This window comes from Neobacillus niacini, from assembly GCF_023715785.1.
GTDB lineage: Bacteria > Bacillota > Bacilli > Bacillales > Cytobacillaceae > Neobacillus > Neobacillus niacini_E.
Window position 1 is genome coordinate 18,797 of record NZ_JAMBOX010000008.1, and the last position, 19,692, is coordinate 38,488.

General features: G+C 37.6%; 17 protein-coding genes. 1 reads left to right on the forward strand and 16 read right to left on the reverse strand.

The features are described from left to right. Positions 1-439 precede the first annotated feature (439 nt). The 12 genes from M3234_RS15070 to M3234_RS15125 form a co-directional block, all read right to left on the reverse strand. Positions 440-2,089: a class I adenylate-forming enzyme family protein gene (locus tag M3234_RS15070; protein ID WP_262305704.1), complete on the reverse strand. Its 1,650-nt coding sequence runs from the start codon at positions 2,087-2,089 to the stop codon at positions 440-442. Positions 2,090-2,611: 522 nt separating this feature from the next. Beyond that, complete coding sequence (locus M3234_RS15075; RefSeq protein WP_262305518.1) at positions 2,612-3,217, reverse strand: TetR/AcrR family transcriptional regulator; 606 nt, start codon at positions 3,215-3,217, stop codon at positions 2,612-2,614. Between the two features lie 473 nt (positions 3,218-3,690). Then, a complete protein-coding gene (locus tag M3234_RS15080) occupies positions 3,691-4,113 on the reverse strand; it encodes a MaoC/PaaZ C-terminal domain-containing protein (RefSeq protein WP_262305519.1) in 423 nt (140 codons plus the stop codon). A gap of 210 nt (positions 4,114-4,323) precedes the next feature. Then, on the reverse strand, positions 4,324-5,997 hold the full coding sequence (locus M3234_RS15085) for a class I adenylate-forming enzyme family protein (RefSeq protein WP_262305520.1): 1,674 nt from the start codon (positions 5,995-5,997) through the stop codon (positions 4,324-4,326). Then, a complete protein-coding gene (locus M3234_RS15090) occupies positions 5,963-6,751 on the reverse strand; it encodes an enoyl-CoA hydratase/isomerase family protein (RefSeq protein ID WP_262305521.1) in 789 nt (262 codons plus the stop codon). The genes M3234_RS15085 and M3234_RS15090 overlap by 35 nt, the downstream gene beginning before the upstream one ends. 18 nt (positions 6,752-6,769) lie before the next feature. Next, on the reverse strand, positions 6,770-7,933 hold the full coding sequence (locus M3234_RS15095; RefSeq protein ID WP_262305522.1) for an acyl-CoA dehydrogenase family protein: 1,164 nt from the start codon (positions 7,931-7,933) through the stop codon (positions 6,770-6,772). Positions 7,934-7,994: 61 nt separating this feature from the next. Then, positions 7,995-8,768, reverse strand: a complete 774-nt coding sequence (locus M3234_RS15100) for an SDR family NAD(P)-dependent oxidoreductase (RefSeq protein WP_262305523.1) — start codon at positions 8,766-8,768, stop codon at positions 7,995-7,997. A gap of 75 nt (positions 8,769-8,843) precedes the next feature. Continuing rightward, entirely contained in the window at positions 8,844-10,088 is a 1,245-nt protein-coding gene (locus tag M3234_RS15105; protein WP_262305524.1) for a thiolase family protein, read from the reverse strand. 116 nt (positions 10,089-10,204) lie between these two features. Further along, the gene (locus M3234_RS15110; RefSeq protein ID WP_262305525.1) at positions 10,205-10,798 is read right to left on the reverse strand and encodes a TetR/AcrR family transcriptional regulator; all 594 of its coding nucleotides are present in this window, start codon (positions 10,796-10,798) and stop codon (positions 10,205-10,207) included. Positions 10,799-11,167: 369 nt separating this feature from the next. Continuing rightward, on the reverse strand, positions 11,168-11,458 hold the full coding sequence (locus M3234_RS15115) for a hypothetical protein (protein ID WP_262305526.1): 291 nt from the start codon (positions 11,456-11,458) through the stop codon (positions 11,168-11,170). Between the two features lie 569 nt (positions 11,459-12,027). Beyond that, on the reverse strand, positions 12,028-12,771 hold the full coding sequence (locus M3234_RS15120) for an SDR family NAD(P)-dependent oxidoreductase (RefSeq protein ID WP_262305527.1): 744 nt from the start codon (positions 12,769-12,771) through the stop codon (positions 12,028-12,030). 138 nt (positions 12,772-12,909) lie between these two features. After that, on the reverse strand, positions 12,910-13,653 hold the full coding sequence (locus M3234_RS15125) for an SDR family NAD(P)-dependent oxidoreductase (protein ID WP_262305528.1): 744 nt from the start codon (positions 13,651-13,653) through the stop codon (positions 12,910-12,912). 1,156 nt (positions 13,654-14,809) lie between these two features. On the opposite strand from M3234_RS15125, the gene M3234_RS15130 reads away from it, so the two are divergent. After that, a complete protein-coding gene (locus tag M3234_RS15130) occupies positions 14,810-15,349 on the forward strand; it encodes an NADPH-dependent FMN reductase (protein ID WP_464514867.1) in 540 nt (179 codons plus the stop codon). A 166-nt stretch (positions 15,350-15,515) separates the two neighbouring features. On the opposite strand, the gene solA is transcribed toward M3234_RS15130, so the two are convergent. From solA to dctP, 4 genes are all read right to left on the reverse strand, one after another. Then, entirely contained in the window at positions 15,516-16,685 is a 1,170-nt protein-coding gene (gene solA, locus M3234_RS15135; RefSeq protein ID WP_262305529.1) for an N-methyl-L-tryptophan oxidase, read from the reverse strand. A gap of 33 nt (positions 16,686-16,718) precedes the next feature. Further along, positions 16,719-18,020, reverse strand: a complete 1,302-nt coding sequence (locus tag M3234_RS15140) for a TRAP transporter large permease (protein WP_262305530.1) — start codon at positions 18,018-18,020, stop codon at positions 16,719-16,721. Positions 18,021-18,047: 27 nt separating this feature from the next. After that, on the reverse strand, positions 18,048-18,581 hold the full coding sequence (locus M3234_RS15145; protein WP_262305531.1) for a TRAP transporter small permease: 534 nt from the start codon (positions 18,579-18,581) through the stop codon (positions 18,048-18,050). Between the two features lie 88 nt (positions 18,582-18,669). Continuing rightward, positions 18,670-19,692 carry a TRAP transporter substrate-binding protein DctP gene (dctP, locus tag M3234_RS15150; RefSeq protein ID WP_262305532.1) on the reverse strand — a complete coding sequence of 341 codons (1,023 nt, stop codon included), beginning with the start codon at positions 19,690-19,692 and terminating at the stop codon, positions 18,670-18,672.

Below are 19,692 nucleotides of genomic sequence, written 5' to 3' on the forward strand. Positions count from 1 at the left end.
TAACTTTATAAGATTAAATAAAATAAGGTGTCCCTTTTATCGGACACCCGCGAAAAATACCATGCTATTGTATTTTTTAAATTCCCGCAAAATTTTTTTCGGTTTGAAGTTCGCCATTTAATATCAACTCACGAAGCTTAAATTTTTGAAGTTTACCTGTTGCTGTGCCAGTAGGACTCAGTTAAACGAGTCGTACGATAAATATTGTCCTTTTTCAAAATGATTCTCCCCTTTAAAATAATGACTATTCTTTATTGATTTTATATTCAGAATATTTAAATGAAAGAGAGGGTAAAATTTTGTGACCTTAAGTCATGTCGACAATCTAAAAACCAAAAACAAGAGAGTGCTTCAAATATGTTGGAAAAACCGCCAGAGAGATTCCTTAACTAATTAGATTACAAGATTATTTTATTTGGAGTTTACCATTACTTATTATCTATATTTGAGTCAAATTGGCCCCTTGTTGAATTTCACCATTTTTGACCATTTCTTGCAGCTTAAATTTCTGGATTTTTCCTGCTGCTGTCTTTGGAAATTCATGTACAAAGTACCAATTCCTTGGTCTTTTAAATCCTGCCATATTGGCTTTACAGTATTCAGTAAGTTCAGATTCTGTTGGCAGGTCTGCAAAAGAGGTTGGAATGACCAGTGCGGTCACTTGTTCTCCCCAATATTCATCTGGCAAGCCTACTACAGCTACATCGGCAACCTTTGGGTGTTCTCGCAACAGTGATTCCACTTCGCTTGGATAGATATTTACACCGCCGCGAATGATCATATCCTTCAAACGACCCTTGATTTTAATAAAACCTCGTTCATCCATTGAACCAATATCACCTGAATGAAGCCAGCCATCATTTTTTAGAGTTGCAGCTGTCTGTTCTGGCATATTATAATAGCCAATCATCGTTTGATATCCACGACAACATATTTCTCCATCCATACCTAGTGGAAGCACCTCTCCTGTTGCAGGATCTGCAATCTTTACTTCAATATAAGGGTACGGCTGCCCAATGGTTTCGGCCTGGTCCTGTGGGGAATCCTCCAAATGCGTTTGCGTTGTTCCGCCGTGCATTTCTGTCTGACCACAAACGATTGACATTCCGCAACCTAGTTCATTTTTCACACGACGAACTAAATGTGGTTCTACCTTTGAGGCACCAGAAAGAATAGACTTCAAGGTTGAGAGATTGTATTTTTTACGATCAGGATGGTTTAATATAGCTTCGACCATGGTTGGGACGAGAAGTGCAAAGGAGCCTCCCTCTTTTTCGATTAATTCAAGAAAAAGCTCTGGGTCGAACGTGTTAACAAGGACATGAGTGCCCCGTTGTTGAAGGGTTCCAAGTACCGCGAATCCGCATCCTCCCATATGAACAAGTGGCATAACATTTACCCATACACCGCCAACTTCCATTCCAGCACGTTCAGCCATAAATTTAGTACTGTTGGTTATACCCTTATTGTGAAGTATGGCACCCTTGGACTTACCAGTTGTCCCAGAGGTATACATAATGACAAAAGGATCCTCCGGCTTTACCACTGGAAAAATAGTTGATTGGCTGCCGCTATTCATGAATTCCTCAAAATCTGAAAAACTAATCACTTCCCGTAGTCTTGGCAAGCCTTTCCGAATATTGGTAACAGCCTCAAGCATGTTATAGCCCCGGTATTCATTAACAAGGAATACCCCCGCTGCTTCCGATTGACGTAACAGGTAATCTAGTTCTTTCTCCCTTAATGCAGGGTTTACAGTCACTAAAGTGACTCCAGCAATCGCACAACCAAATTCCAGAAGTACCCATTCCACTTCATTTGGCGCCCAAACCGCAACATGCTCTCCTGGTTTAAATTTAGTAAGCAGTGCTGAAGCAACACGTTCAGAATCTGTTAATAGCTGAGTGTATGTCCATCTTCTGCGCTTTGCCGGGTCCGAAACTCCTTCGACTAATGCTATTCGGTCTGGAACCTCCGCTGTAACTTCCCTTAATACCTGAGCAACAGTCCAATCATGCAGCGGCCTTGATGTATCTGCAGGCCAATAAGATTCCGTTAATATTGTAGAATTATATACCTCTTGTTTCACCAATTTAATCCTCTCCCTTTGCATCCAAATAATAAGACTCCATTTACACTATAGAATTTATATTGCTCCTTAAAAAATCATTAATGTGGTGTTTCCCCTTTTCCTGTTAATCAGTAAGTATGGGTTCATTGGTGCTGACTATATTCCATCATGAAAATAGCCCTTCAACCGAGGATAAAGAATTACAATTTTAAATCGGGTTTACTTTTGGAGAATTAACCTAATTAGTTTTTCCTCACCTCCTTATTGGTTCGGCAGAGTTACGTTAATACCTTTAGCTCATAAAAATGACATTATTATCAGTAGTGACATTTATGTCATTTTTAGATAAAAAGAATTCAAATAAACTTTTTATATACATTTCTACTATAATAAGTTTATTTGAATCTAATTAAACACATAATAATGTAAACGCATTCATTAAACTGTAAAAATTACTTTTTCCATGGAATTCACTCAATTCGTCTTTAAGAATAAGCAACAACCTGAAAATTTTTGTTGCTTATTAGTAAATCGAATTAATTATTCCTTAAATACTGCTTTATAGCACAAGCTGGTTAATGATTGGGCAACTTCATGGATTTCAGCCGGAGTTACTGGCTGGGTCATCAAATAGTGGCCATAGCCCTCGAACATACATGTTAAAGCACGAATGGTTACATCAACATTAATGTCGTGACAGTATCCCTTTTGAATCGATCCCTTGATGTCTCGTTCAATTCGTCTGAAAAGACTTTCACTTATTTTCAACCATTTTTCCTCAAACTGTATGTCAACCATAAGGGCTTCTTTTAGAGCCAACAAAATGCTGCTGTTATTTACGTAATACTCCAATATTCTCTGTGCTTCGTATTGCATTCTTTCATAAACACTTAATTGCATATTCTTTGGTTGAACATAATCATCTACCTTTTCAGCTAAATCATCTACTAGTATACTCAAAAGGTCCTGTTTATTTTTAAAATAATGATAAAATGTCCCATGGCCCACATCCGCACGTGAAGTGATATCATTCACAGTGGTTTTCGTGTAACCCAATTCGGAAAAAGCCTCTAGAGCACCGTTAATAATCTGCTCTCGTATCCATGCCTTTCGACGGTCTGTTCTTGAAACATTTTCAGCCTTCATACAAAGTTCTCCTATTATGAATTAGATTTACATATTTCAAATTGTAGTCATTAATGACTGTTGTGTCAATATATAAAAACAATTCTGAAAATATAAAAATTTATCAGACGTCTTTGAGTAATACAGATAGCTATAATTTTCGATTATTACACCCCGCTTCCTGCCTGTTAAAATTCACTGGCTAGTCCATCCTTATCAAACACAGAGCTGGCAAATCGCCAAATAACTTTTGATATGGTCAAAAAAAAGTGCCTGGTTCACCCGAATCTCGTCGTTAAGAACTCGACAAATTGCGGGTAGTGACAGGCACTTACCTTCAATAAGAAAGACGGAGACGGTCCCCCCAATTAAATAAAAATGATCTTCTCTTAATTTATTTAATTCGGCTATTGTGGAAGCCTATTAGAACAAAAAGCAGCTCGGAAAAGTCTTTTTATAGGAATGGATGCCTTAAAACTCTCTTCCACTAGGAACTATTTTGATAGTAAAGCAGACAATTCCGTTTCTAAAACTTGTTCCCCTTCATTCTTAAAGGTTGAAAGTAATATCGTTATCTCGCCTGCCTTTTTTTTCTCTTTTTTTCCGATGATTGTAGATTTTACATACAAAACATCATCTGGATACACTGGCTTAGTTAATTTAAGGTAATTTAACCCTGTGCCAGCAATTACATCATCACCTAAAACATCCATTTCAGTCCATAGTTTAAAAGAGATGTTTAATGTATGAAGTCCTGAGGCGATGATTCCTTTAAATCTACTTTGTTTAGTTTTTTTCTCATTAATATGCATGTACTGCGGGTCATAATTTAAGGCAAACGCTATAATTTCTTCCTTCTTCATCTTGTATGACTTTGTCTCAAACATTTGTCCTATCGATAAGTCATCAAATTTCAATTAAAATCACCTCTACTATGTAATTTCAAACGTCAAGATTGTATCTACTACTCTTTCACAAGAATGAAAAAATCTGTTAAGTACTATTAATAGCTATAGTACTTAACAGTTCCTTTAGTCTTATATCCACTCGTTTTAACGAAATGGAAGGTAAATTAAATTGCTTGAGTTTTATTGCAGTAACAAGTTCCTAAATTAGCTCCTTTTCTTTTAATGTACCTTTCTGCCTTCATTTTTCCAGTATTTATCCTTTACATGTCTTCTTAACACTTTCCCAACTGAACTAGTAGGAAGTTCTTGGACAAAATGAATGGTTTTTGGCACTTTATAGCTTCCTAATTTTGTTTTACAATAGGCTATTAACTCATCTGCACTAATTTCCTGACCCTCTTTTAAAACAACCTCTGCATGAACCATTTCACCCCATTCCTCATGAGGCACTCCGACGACAACTGAATTGCTTACAGCAGAATGTGAGTTAATCACATTTTCTACTTCAACTGCATACACATTAAATCCACCAGAGATAATCATATCTTTCTTTCGGTCTACAATATATACGTAGCCATCTTCATCTAAATACCCTAAATCGCCCGATTTAAAGAAACCGTTTTCTGTAAAAGCAGCATGTGTTTCCTCTGGAGCGAGGTAGTATCCAGGAATGACGCAATCTGAACGAACCCATATTTCACCTATTTCCCCTGGCTTTAATTCAGTTCCTTCAGCATTAACAATTATTAGTTCTACGCCTAACACAGGCTTTCCAGCAGAGGATAATTTCTTTCGTTCCTTTTCAGACTGAACAAGATGGTCCTTTTTAGGCAAGACCACTGCTGGCGGAAATGCCTCTGATGCTCCATAAATTTGAATAAATACATTTCCAAATTTACTCTGTAATAATTCTAACTTGGTCGGACTCATCGGCGATGCCCCATAAACAACAGCTTCCAATGAGCTAAGATCATACTTTTCTTCCAGCCCTAGTTCCAGTAATCGATACAACAAGGTTGGAACTACAAAGGTCCCCGTTAAATTATGATCTTGTACAGCTTTACAAATATTTTCAAGGTCCGGTGTGTTTAGTGTAAAGTTAGTCCCCCCCTTTAACAAAGTAGGTATAAAATAGGCCATGGTAGCATGACTAAGTGGTGAAACGTGCAGGAATTTAGTTTTGTCACTAAAAATTTGGTCATCTTGAGAAAAGTTTTGTATGGCTGCCCCATAGATATTTCGATAGGTGTACTGCGTACATTTTCCTCTGCCGGTTGTACCTCCAGTAAAACGATACATGATGATATCTTTGTCAGCATTATATTCTGCTTTCACTTCATCATCACGTTGTTCCTCTACTAAAACCCAAAAATAATAAACATCCTCTAAATCAACTCGTTCGAAAGAAACGATTTGAATTTCCAGTTCTTTTAATGATAGATAGAAATCTTTGTTCAGTAAATTAGCCTTTTCTGTAAAAATAACCTTTGGTTTCACATAATTTAACTGATAGATATGGTCATCAACACCATCTCGATAGTTTAAAAGGGATATCGTAATATCATTTTTTAACATACCATGCGTAAATAGACTGAGATTATCGTTTTGGAGCAAAACTGCGTAATTATCGCCTTTCTCCAATTTGAAAAAGTCTGTTAATAAATGACTAATTTTATTTGTAAGCTTGTGAATTTGACTGTAAGTAAATGTCCTATTCTTCTCTAAATTAATTAGTGCAGGCTGGTCCTTAAATTGGTCTGCAACACCCTTATACAATCTGGCAAAATTAACGATCATCCCGATCTCTCCCCATAGATTATTTTTTGCGAACCTTGTATGTGGAATTCTAGCAGCCTTATTAAAAACCTTTAAAATTTGGGTTTCTTTTTTCATTGAAGGCTGATAAGCCTTCTTTAAGGTCATAAGATCTAAGATGTGCTTGAAGTGTACTCATTTCATTTTCTAAAGCTACGTTAAAAGGCTGTTCATAGCCATTCGAAACAAGTTTTTTCATTTTTTCTAATACTAAAGGGCTTTTCTTTGCTAGTTTGTTTGCGATTCCATTTACTTCATCTATTAAATCGCTTTCCTTTACAACCTTATGAACAAGACCATACTCTTTCATCTCTTTTGCAGAAATGAAATCTCCACTAAGCAATAAGTACTTTGCACGGTTTTCCCCGATTTTTCTCGCTAATTTGATTGAACTGCCGCCGCCAGGAAGAACTCCAAAATTCGCATGGGCATCTCCAATTTTGGCAGATTCGGATGCTATAATAATATCTGCAGTTAAGGCAATTTCAAGACCACCCGCCAATGTCATACCGTTAAGTGCAGCGATAATTGGTTTAGGAAAGCTATATAGTTTTTGGAAAAATACACGTCCATAATCGAAAAATCCAGGTTCATCAACCTCTTTATCTTTCAATTCTTCCATGATCTCTTTCAAATCGGCTCCTGCACAGAATGCCTTTCCAGTACCTGTAATAACTACGACCTTTGTTCCTTTATCCTTTTCTAAGATTGTAAGAATCTCAATAAATTTAGATAATACCCCCTTTGAAAGGGCATTCATTGATTCGGGTTTATTTAAATACACCCATGAAGCTTCTCCATTCTTCTCATAATAAACTACATCATTCTCCACTATATCTCTCCTCATCACTTATTTAGAAAACAACTCATTACTAATGATTTTTTTCATGATTTCAGATGTACCACCATAGATTCTTTGAACCCTGGCATCAACAAAAGCTCTAGCCACCGGGTATTCCATCATGTACCCATATCCTCCATACAACTGGAGACATTCATCGATAACTTGACCTTGTAACTCAGAACATGTCAGTTTTGCCATACTTGCTTTAACTGTATCCAGCTTATTTTCAGTTAAGAGTTTGATGCATTCATTTACAAAAGCCCGATGTACTTCCATTTTTGCGTACAAATCCGCTATAACAAATCTCGTATTTTGGAAATGATCTAATGTTGTCCCAAATAGTTCTCTTTCCTTTGTATACTGAATCGTCGAGTCTAGAACACCTTCCATTGAAGCAATAGCACTAACAGCTATTGTCAGCCGTTCTCTAGGAAGCTCACTCATTAAAATACGAAAACCTTCATTCTTTTTTCCTAAAATAGCATCTTCTCCGACTCTTACCTCATCAAAGAAAAGTTCAGAGGTATCACAAGAATGCAATCCCAGTTTTTCTAGGTTTCGGCCCCTTTCAAATCCAGCTGCAGGCACGTCTACGATAAACAGAGTAGTACCACGTGACGGCTTTACATTTTGGTCTGTCTTTGCTACAACTACAACAAAATCACAATGCTGTCCGTTGGTGATAAACGTTTTGGACCCACTAATTACATACTCATTCCTAGTTTCATCATATCTTGCTAAAGCTTTAATTCCTTGCAAGTCACTTCCAGCATTAGGCTCAGTCATGGCAACCGCACCCACTAGTTCCCCAGTAGCCATTCTTGGCAAGTAATATTCTTTTTGTCTTTCTGTACCATAATTAAGAATATATTGAGCGGTAATAAGGCCATGAACAGAGATATTTGCACCGATGCTATTAAATCCCAAACGATAAAACTCTTCCATGATCACAGCTGAATATTGATATGTTGTGCCTAAACCGCCATACTTTTCGGGTACTTCCATTAGCAGGAAACCCTGTTCACCTAATTTATTCCAAAGTTCTCTAGGAACTAATCCATCTCTTTCCCACTGTTGGTAATAATCCGCTACCTCCTTTTTACAAAACTCCTGGACACTTTTACGCAGAAGCTGCACTTCGTTGCTTTCCACTTCCTGAGTGATTTTCAAAATGAATCCTCCTTAAAAACAGATTCCAAATATTCAAAATTTAAAATATCTAGTTGTCTACTTATCTAGCTGGTAAACGTGTTCCCCCATCTAATCGAACTACTTCCCCATTAAAATAGGTGTTTTCGATGATGTGTAACACTAAGGATGCAAATTCTGGAGGGTTGCCCAATCGTTTTGGATATTCAATTTGTGATTCAATCTTTTTAATGGCACTTTCAGGGAGTCCTGAGGCCATTGGTGTCATAAATAACCCTGGTGCAATGGCATTTATTCGAATATGGTATTGTGATAAATCTCTGGCTATTGGAAGAGTCATCCCAGCCACACCCGCTTTACTTGCTGAATAAGCTGCCTGACCCATTTGACCTTCGAATGCTGCTCCCGAAGAAGTATTGATTATTACACCACGATCTAATTCCTCTTCTGTACTATTGTTAAGCACCATTTTTTCCGCAACTAATCTTGTAACATTGAACGTACCATTTAAATTAACATCGATAACCTTTTTGAATCTTCCAAAGTCAAATGGCCCTTTGGAGCTATACGTTTTTTGACCAACTGAAATCCCTGCACAGTTTACACAGATATGAATAGCACCGAAAGTATCATATGTCTGATTGATTGCTTGTTGAACGGATCCTTCATCTGTGACATCGGTTTGAATTGCTAATAACTGATTACTGCCGTAGTTTTCCTGAATTTGTTTTACCTTTTCTACATCCATATCTAAAATAGCGACTTTTGATCCTTTTTCAAGAAGCTGCTCTACCGTTGCCAATCCTAAACCAGAAGCACCCCCGGTAACGATTGCAACTTTCCCTTCCATTTTCATAAATTTCATCCTCTCCTTTAAGTACTTTAAGATGCTAAATTTTTATATCAGAATAGTTTTGTATCCGCTTTCATTTTATTTGTTATTTTTTAATATCGTGATGGATGCAACCGCTTCTTCTATCCCATATACCCCACCTCCATTTTCTGCGAGAGCAATGGTTGGTTTCGCAATTTGTCTCTGACCGGCTTCCCCTCTAAGTTGAACAACCAATTCGTAAATTTGTGCTAAACCTGTGGCACCAATTGGATGACCCTTTGATTCTAAGCCTCCCGATGGATTTACAGGCAGTCTTCCAGACAAACTAAACTCGCCTTTTTCACTTCGGAATCCACCCTCTCCAAAATGACAAAAACCGAGATTTTCCACTTGAATAATTTCGCCAATTGCTGTGGCATCATGCACTTCTGCAACGGATATATCCTCTGGTCCCACTCCTGCTTTTTCATAGGCCTTCTTTGCAGCAATAGCGGTTAAGTGTTTTTCGACCTCTTCCGGTTTCCTCGTCGATCCCGTTTGAATAACCGATGTCAATACCTCAACAGATCTATCACGATTAAAAGCTAATCTTTTTAACCCGCTTTCAGTACAAACAATGGCTGCTGCAGCACCATCACTTACCGGAGAACACATAGGTAAAGTAAATGGATATACAATTGGTGCAGCATTAAGCACTTCTTCTATCGTAAATGGTTTTTGATATTGGGATAGAGGATTATGAACAGAGTTCTGGTGGTTCTTTGCTGCTACGGCTGCAATTTGATGTTGTGTTGTTCCAAATGTCTTCATATGGAATCTTGCAAATGAAGCATACACATCCATAAACATGCTATATCTTTTGGCCTTAGTAAAACTTTCTGGAACTTGATATCCTTCACCAAGCTGCATCAGCGTTTCCATATTTTCTTTTGGTGTTTCAACATCCCAAGCTGTATTGAATATTTCAAAGTCTTTTTCTTGCGGACTTTTATACATTTTTTCTACGCCTACTGCCAGAGCAAATTCTCCTTCACCTGCTTTTAAGAAGTTGATTGCTTGATTTAAGGCGGTACTTGCACTAGCACATGCGTTTTCCACATTAATGACAGGGATTTCTTCAAAACCTAATGGTCGTAATGCCACCTGCCCTCTTACAGAATGCTGTCCATTAATTAACCCTTGACCCACATTCGAAAAGTATATGACATCAATGAGTTCTTTCGTGATACCAGCATCCCCTAATGCTTCTTCAACTGCCAATCTAGTGAGATCCTTATAAGAATAACTAAATAGTTTCCCAAATTTTGTCATACTTATACCGATGATATACACCTTTTCCATCGTTAACACTCCTTAAAATCTGCTTTTTAGAAAAATGATTACTCTTTGTATCGAATATTTATTAAAGCTTGATGGATTCTATCGTTGTGATTGGGATCCAAATACAAGAGTGTAAATTATTTACTTTTTAAAATGAGACGTAATAAATGGTTGGCAATCATTTCGGCAAATTCCTTTTTATCCATTTCTCCTTCCTGTGAATACCATTGAACAACCCCATTCATTGCTCCAAATATTAAGTTTCGGACAACTTTTACGTTTGTTGAAATGAATAAACCTTCTTCCATTCCTTTTTCTAGCAGGGTATCAAAATCCTCAGAATACTCTTCTCGCAATTGGATTAATTCCTCTAAATATCTTCCTGTAAATATTTGCTCCAGTCGAATACTGATTGAAAACCCTGATCTTTCACTAATAATAGAAATTGTATGTTGAACAATTGCTTTTTTTAATTTTTCAACGATCGTAATTTCTTCTTCAAGGACGCTTCTAATTTTATCTATTGTCTGTTCCATTAACATCCTTATACTTTGATACAATAAATCCTCCTTATCATTGAAGTAATAATAAACAGATCCCTTTGTCATCAATAATCTAGAAGCTACTTCTTCTACTGTTACTGCATGATATCCTTTCCCAGCCATTATCTCTACTGCGGACTTTAAAATCTCTTCTTTCTTCTTAACTGCTTTCTTTTCTCTTAAAGACAAGATATTCACCCTTTATTATCCATTTAAAAAAATTATATGCATTCAATTTTTAAACTTCAAGTATTTTTTCTGAAAAGTTAAACTCTTTTGAAAATCTAATATTATAAATCATTTGATTTTCTCATCAAAATAAATTGAGCTACTTTCGAACGTAGCTCAACTATCAATAATTTTACTAATAAGTTAATCCAGTTTACTCAAACACAGCGAAGGGAGTATAAAAAATTCATTATTTTATTCCACCTTCTCAAACCGCCGCGCTATCGCCGGAAAACTCGTGAACTCCTTCCTCATCTCCCGAAATGCCACCACTTCCTTTCCTCTCGTAAACTCAAACTCTAGTGGATATTCATGGCAGCTTAACGGGCTTCACTGATAGGTTTCCTTAAAGAATTGGATCGCCTCTTGCTGGCTGGTAGCAAAGATGAAGATAAAATCCTTCGCATTCTTCTTTAATGAGTAGATGCGGCTTTTATGAATGCGTAATACATTTTTTCGGATTAGTTCCGCCACTTTCTGAGGATCAGCTTGAACCCTGTCTATTTTGGATATGTCATCCTCCAAGGAAATTTTATGTTTCGCTAGTAAATGGTAGATGTAATGAGCCAGAGTGGATTCTTTAAAAAGAAAACTATCCTCGTAAAGTTCTTTTACCAACAAGTAATCACACCTCATTTTTTAAAAAGAAACACTGATGATCTCTCTATTCCATATATAGAGTTTTATAGCCCTTTTCTAATTGTTCCTAAACGAATGAATGCAGTATAATTAATGAAATGTAACGATTGTAGGGAGAAATCTGAAAAAGTTAAATGGTTATGCAGCGGATGTAATAAAAAGAGATGATTCAAGAAGAAAAATCAATTTTTGAAATTGATGGAAAAAGATATTATTTAACTTTGATTGAAGAGTCGGAAACAACAGTTGAGGAAAGATGTTTCTCTTGAATCTGAGTTAAAGCAAAAGTTATTACAAGCAAAAAAGGAGATCTTAGAAGGAAAAGTTTTTTCAACAGATGAAGTTTTAGAGATGATTGAACATGGTGAACTCTAAATGGACTAAACAACAATCGAAATTTTTTTCCAGACAAATTAGATAAGCTAAATAAGATATGTATGAATCTGATATCTTATTTAGCTTATTTTTTATGAAATAGAGTGCCGCCAACCGAGTTAAAAAAGTGACTTGGCACCGGCCATAAATTATCCCTAGTTGTAAAAGGAGACCTATTATAGGTCAGAGATCATTCCACCATCTACCACAAATTGAGCTCCAGTTGAATAGCTTGAATCATCAGAAGCAAGGTAAATAACTAAATTAGATACTTCTTCTACTTCAGCTCTTCTTCGTAGTGGAATATCTTGTTCAAGTTGCTTAAGATATTCTTCAACATCTGGTTGGTCAGCCATAGGTGTTTTGATAATTCCCGGATGTACAGAATTTACACGGATGTTATGTTGTCCAAGCTCCGCAGCAGCACCCTTTGTCATACCAGTTACAGCATGTTTAGAAGCACTATAAGCAATAGCCGTTGGCGCACTTACCAAACCATCTACAGATGAAATATTTACAATAGAACCTACACCAGCTTTTTTCATAGAAGGCAATACTTTTTGCATTCCTAAAAACACACCAAGCTCGTCAACTCTAAATGTTAATTCGAAGTCTTTTACAGTTAGTTCTTCTAATGTTTTGAAGATACCAATCCCTGCGTTGTTTACTAACACATTGATAGGGCCAAATGTTTCTTCTGTTTTTGCTACAACTTCTATCCAGTTTTCTTCATTTGCAACATCTAATTTAAGAGCGATTGCGTTTTCTCCTAATTCACCAGCTAGTTTTTGTGCACCCTCAAGGTTAAGGTCAGTAATCGCTACTTTTGCTCCTTCTTCCACGAATTTACGAGCATGCATAGCACCCATACCTTGTGCTGCCCCTGTAATGATTGCTACTTTACCGTCTAGTTTACCCATGATTCATTCCTCCAAATTTTTAGAAAAAAATTATATTAATAACTCTAAGGTGTGTATTCACATACTTATAGCCATCACAACTATTATTTTTCCAAGAGATTCCCTTTATACTTATCAAATAGCAATGGAATAACCATGTTATTTAGCCGTATATCCACCATCAACATGAATAGTTGTGCCTGTAACAAAGTCATTCTCAGCTAAGAAAACAACTGCATGTGCAATTTCTTCCGGATTTCCTAAGCGGCCAATTGGATGCTTAGCGACTAAACCATCATAAAAATCTCCCAATGCCTCTTTGTTAACTAAACCAGATTCAATAAACCCAGGTGCAACTGCATTTACACGAATGTTACGATCGGCATATTCTAACGCTAATGATTTAGTCATTAAGTTAACAGCACCCTTACTTGCAGCATAAGGAATCGAAGTAGGTTCACCAACTGTTCCTAAGATGGATGATGTATTAATAATCGAACCGCCTCCGGTTTTTAACATTTCGCGAATCGCATATTTTGAGCCATAAAAGACTCCGTCTTGGTTTATTTCAATAACTCTTTTATATTCTTCAGCAGTCATTTCATGAGTAGCCTTTTGTATTCCAATACCGGCATTGTTATAGAAGATATCTAATTTACCGAAACGATTAACCGTTTTAGAAACTAGATTTTCAACTTCTTCTTCATTTGCGACATTTACCTTCACAAATAATACATTGTCATAGGTTTCTTTCAATTCTTTTTCTACCGATAATCCTGCTTGCTCGTTGTAATCAGCAATCACAACTTTTGCGCCTTTTTCTAAAAATGCCTTCACGGTAGCAAGTCCAATTCCAGAAGCGCCACCTGTTACAATTGCTACTTTATCTTGTAAATTTGTCATGTTAATTCCCCCATTGTTCTAAAAGATTTGTGAACTTTTTGTGAACAACTTCATAATAATCCTATCTTAGAATATTGTCAATTAGAGAATCTCGAATTTGAGATATTTTATTTCCGATTAGAATTGATGCATTCCACGACCAGAAAATCGCTCGGTTTTGTTTAATGTTTATACGTGACGCGAAAAAGAACCCATTCTTTTAAGAATTGGACCCATTTCCTCTTTCGTTACTATTAGAGCATACCGCACCGCATACTGAGTCTCCGACAGGGTAATAGGAAATAAATACCAAGTCGTTTGGGTAATCGATCTTAGAAATAGAAAGGTAGGGATTCCTAGGAACATTATTATTTTTTTAGTATATAATTCCTATATGTGATCTCCCAACGTTCACCCCACCCTCTCAAACCTTCCCGCTATCGCCGGAAACCTCTCAAATTTAAAGACATCCATTTCATCTACTTCATAAATTCTAGTTTATAAGATTAAATATTCCCTTTTTAGTTCTTCCTTAAATGTTTTTACCTTGTATAAATTACGTTCTATTTCAATTTCTAAGATCTTGTCAACTCTATCTTCTGTCGGTTTTCAGAAATCGGTAATGGGCGTTTCGGATATAAATTTTTTGCCATTAATTCTTTTTGATAATCTAAGAGGAATTGCGGTTTTGCCTCATTAAATAAATATAATAGTTTTTCAGTATCAAAAGGTTCCCTATCTTGTTCCCCGGGTAAACGGTAGAAGTTTACATCATTGCGATTTATTAAAGATCAACATGTCGTTTTGGGCTTGATACATCCAAAACTCCTGAACTCGAAGATGCAGATGAGATCAAACGAAGAATTGATGAAGCCACTCAACCCCTTTCCTCTTCCATACCATTTATATATTTTTTAAAGCTTCTTCAATTGGTTGACCTCTTTAGTGATAAATCTTTGTTCTCAAAAATAAAATAATCTCTATTTTTTTGACCACTTAGCATGCTCATAAACGAAAAGCCATATGTTGCATAATTATTGATTCCCGCTGTTCCCTTTGGAATCTTGTTTGCAATTTCTTTTATTGATTGCCAGTAAAATCACGTTTTAAGTTTAAGCATTTCTATTGCCAATTTATCTCGAACTCAAGGTAATTATATTGAGTTCAAAATAAAATTATCGTTGGTAGTCTTCGTAAAAATTCCTACTCAAAACAGGTTGCTAATAACGTAGCACCTTTATTCCCAGAGGGATATGTAACAGAGTTTGTTGAAATTGGCAACCTACCATTATTTAACCAAGATTTTGAAGGAGACCTAGGAACTCCTGCAGAATATACTGCATTCCGCAATACAATCAAAGAATTAGACGCAGTATTATTTGTAACACCTGAATATAACCGTTCGATCCCTGCTGTATTAAAAAATGCACTTGATGTAGCATCTCGCCCTTATGGAGAAAGTGTTTGGAATGGAAAGCCTGCAGCAATCATTAGCCAATCTCCAGGTGCGCTTGCAGGATTCGGTTCAAACCATCACTTGCGTCAGGTACTTTCATTTTTAAATATGCCCGTTGTTCAACAACCGGAAGCATATATTGGTTCTGTACATGAATTATTAGATGAAAATGGTAAGCTGAATGAAGGAACAGTAGAATTCCTACAAGGTTTCGTTAATGAATTCGTTGAATTAATCAAGAAATATCATTTATTTAAATAATCCATTAACCGACCAACTAAACCTAAGCAAAAACACCAAAGTACCTTCAACCAAGTCTCCTAAACTGACTACACCTCACCTTCCTACTATAAAGAAAAGTGTCGAGACCATCTCGACACTTTCCTTATGACCAAATAATTAAAATACCCGAATGGCCAAAGAGAAATCAATACTTCTTTAACTCCCGCCCCAAATTAGGCTCTGCCTCCGAAAATCTCCCAATCCGAAAATGAGAAAGATCGAACTTTACCTTTTTCCCTAAAGTCATATTGGCTAATATTTCTCCAAACACGCTTCCAAACTTAAAGCCATGTCCTGAAAAACCGCCCGCAATGGCTACATGTGGGTAATCGGGATGAAAATCGATGATAAAATCTTCATCTGGCGTTCGGGTAAACAGACAAACCTTTCCTGCCTTTAGTTTACCGGCTGCATCTGGCATATAGGCTTGGACAAAAGACCTTAATTCGCCCTCATCCTCCTTATAAATGCCAAAGCTTCGGTCCACTTGGTCGGGATCAATATTCTGCCCTCCATCCATCCGTCCCACCTTAACACCGCTCCCATCTATAGAAGGAAAACCATAGAACATTTGGTTTGGCACTACGTAGTAAAACCCCGGGAATTGATACTGATTATATTTTCCCTCATCTGCCTCAAACCAAGCCACCGTTTTTCTTACAGGCGTCAATGGAATATTTAATGAGTTCAATAGTTTGCCTGTCCAAGCTCCTGCCGTAACGATACATTTGTCAGCATAAACCCGATCATTTGCTGTTTCCACTATTACTCCATTAGGTTGGAAACCAATAGTATTCACCCTGGTATTGGTCCATAACTCAGCGTTTTCGGACAACGCAAGCTTGCGGAACGCTCCAATACACTTTTCGCTCAATAGGACACCAGAGGAAGATTCAAAACAGCCGATATACCCTTCAGGCACCTCAAAGCCAGGCCAGCGCTGTTTTACACCGTTGGAATCCATCCATTCAAGCGGCAGATTATAGGTTTTTGCGCTCTTTACAACCTCCTGGATAAACGGAGAATCCTCTGGCCCTATTCCTAGAATTCCTGTTTTCAGGAATAATGTTTCTTCTGCTTCCTGTTGAAGTTCCTCCCATAACTGCTGCGCCCGGAGTACCATTGGAACATATTGTTCTCCTTCACCGTATGCATGGCGGATAATCCTTGTATCTCCATGGTGGCTTCCATTCGAATGGGGAGGGTCAAAGGAATCAATGAGTAACGTTTTTACCCCCTGCTTGGCTAAAAAATACCCTGCCGCCATTCCCGCAGTACCTGCTCCAACGACAACACAATCGTATTGTTTCTTCAATAATGACACCTCATTTTTGTTTATCAAAATAATCTATTTGCCCAGAATCAATTCAGGCAGATATAACACTATTTCAGGTAAATAGGTTGTTAAAATTAAGGTAGGGAGCCAGGCAAATAAAATCATAATCATGGTTGGTTTAAGCATTTCATTGATGGGCGTTTTTCCAATCCTTCCTCCTAGGTATAATAAGGGAGCGGTTGGCGGAGTAATATTGCCCATCCCCAAATTGACGGCAACAATCGCGGCAAAATGAATCGGATCTACCCCTAAGTTTGTGACAACCGGCAATAAAACTGGTGTGGATAGTAATACGGCACTTACATCATCCATCAGCATGCCGATGATCACCATAAACAGATTAATCAAGATTAACAATACATATTTATTTTCTGAGATAGAAAATAAAAAACTCGTAATCTGGCCTGGCAAATCCTCCATAATGTACAATCGGCTCAATATCATAACCGCATACAGCATCACCATGATGACACCTGTGGTGGTGGCGGTTTCGATTAAAATCTGTTTAAAGCTTTTTAAGTCCAACCCTTTATAGATAAAAAAACCCACTGGAATCGCATATAACACGGCAATTCCCGCTGCTTCGGTGGGAGTCATGATTCCCCCGTAAATTCCCCCTAACACTAACAGAGGAAGGGCAAGGGCCGGAGTGGCGGAATAAGTCTTCTTCCCTAAACTTTTCGCAAACATATTAAAATCAATGGATTCCTGTTGTGGCTTGATGGCATCGTTCTTTTTCGCATAAAATGTATTAATGATGATTAATAGAGTAAGTAAAATAACCCCGGGGACCACCGTTGCCAAAAAGCTCGCCAGAACGGACTGGCCGCCAATCCAGGCGAAAAGAATCATAATCGCGCTTGGAGGAATTAGCATCCCAAGGACAGATGAATTTGAAATTAGCGCGGATGCGTAGCCTCTTGAATACCCGGCTTCTTTTAAACGAGGCAGTATAATCGTGCCGATGCAGGTAAGCGTTGCTGCTGCACTTCCAGTAATCGAGCCGAATACAGCACAGGATACCACGGCTACAGCACCCAAACCTCCTTTAATTTTTCCAACAAACACTTCAACAAGGTCTATTAGCTTTCCTGCAATCCTGCCTTTTTCCATAATGCCGCCAGCCATAATAAACAAGGGGATGGCTAATAATACCGTTGTGCTCATTTGGCTAAATCCATATGGCAGCAGAAAACTAGGTTCATAGCCTTGGGCAAAGATCAGATAGACAACGGATGCAAAAAATGCAAAAGGCACGGGGATTCCTATAACCAAAGCAAGACACAGGATCAATAATGCAATAGAAATGACCAAGTTACCACTCCCTTCTCTAGCATTCGTTTATTTGTCAAAGCATGCTCGAATATCATTAATAAGGTGAACAATGGAGTAGAACGCCATCAAAATAAAGCCAAAGCAGATGGCACTCTTTGGAACGACTGAAGGGATTCCTAGGGTCGGCGATTTCCCGCCGCTTTCAAAGCTCCAGATAAAAAACTGTACGGCCCACCAAGCAAAGATTAGACACAATACGGTTGTTATCAGTGACGTTGCTGCTTTAATCATTGATTTCGTCCGTTCATTCTTTACATAGGACGAAATAATATCAGCAGAAATATGGCTTCGCTCGTAACTCCCATATGCCCCGCCGGTAAAATAAAGCCAAAACGCAAAAATCACAATAATCTCTTCCATTCCAAATATATCGACTTTAAAAACATATCGAAAAATGGCTGTTATACTAATTCCAAGGACAATTAGAATACTCGTAAGGATAAGGATTGTCCTTTGAAGGCGTAATAAGCCAGTCCAAATCATACCCATCCAGGTTTTATTCAATTTTAGATTGTGGTCCTGTTTCACGTCTGGAGACAATGGATCATTCTCCTTTCACCTATTTAATAAGGAACAGGGGTGGCAGAGAGAGCCAAACCCTTCACTTCCACCCTTTGCCCCCTTTATTCTATTGTTCAGCACTTAATCCTTTAACGATATCTTCGCCTAAACGATCCTTTAATTTTGGCCATGTTGTTTTTCTAGTAAACTCGGCGAATTTCTTTAAATCCTTATCACTAAAGGTAATGACTTTAACCCCTGCTTCTTTCAATTTTTCCATATATTCTTTGTCGTCCTTTTCAGCCGCATCGACACTTCTTTGCCCTAATGCGCTGGCAGCATCTTGAATAATCCTTTGGTCCTCCGAACTCATTTTTTTCCACAGGTCCAGATTCATGACTAATGATGTATTTTCAAAGAAGTTATTATATTGGTAGTAATATTTAATAACATCCCTTACTTCGGTATAGTTTGCAGATGGCGGGCCGCCGACCCATCCCTCTGCCACTCCGGTTTGAAGGGCTTGATAAAGTTCAGCAAATGGAACGGCAACGGTCCTAAAGCCTAAATCCTCTGCATTTCCCCTAAACACATCAATAGGCGGCACCCGAATTAATAACCCTTTATCAGCACCCGGTTCCGTTGGGTTTTTAATTTCTTTTGTGGTACCAATCCCGCCAAACCCTTCCACATGGAATGAAAGAAATTTTACACCTAATTTTTCATGCAGCTTTACATTCGTGTTATAGATAAACGATCCGGGCTTGAACAATTCCTTCGCTTTCTCATAATTCTCAGCAAGATAATGCACATAGTTAACTTCTAATTTCGGCTCAAATTCGCTTGGGACAGAGATGAGCGCCATATCAATCGTGCCTCTCATAACCTCCTCGTAAACAAGCGTATAATCACCTAACTGATTAGCTGGGTAGACTTTTACCTCAATTCTCCCTTTACTTGCTTTTTCCACTTCATCCTTGAACTTCATTAAATTTTTTGTGTTAGGATGCTCTAATGGATATTGACCTCCAACCTTTAAGGTAATCTTTTTGCTTGAATCACCATTTTCATTCGATCCGCTCTTCGTTCCTCCACAGCCTGTAATGATTAATATGAAAGCTAAAAACACCGGAAGCAATTTTTTAAACAA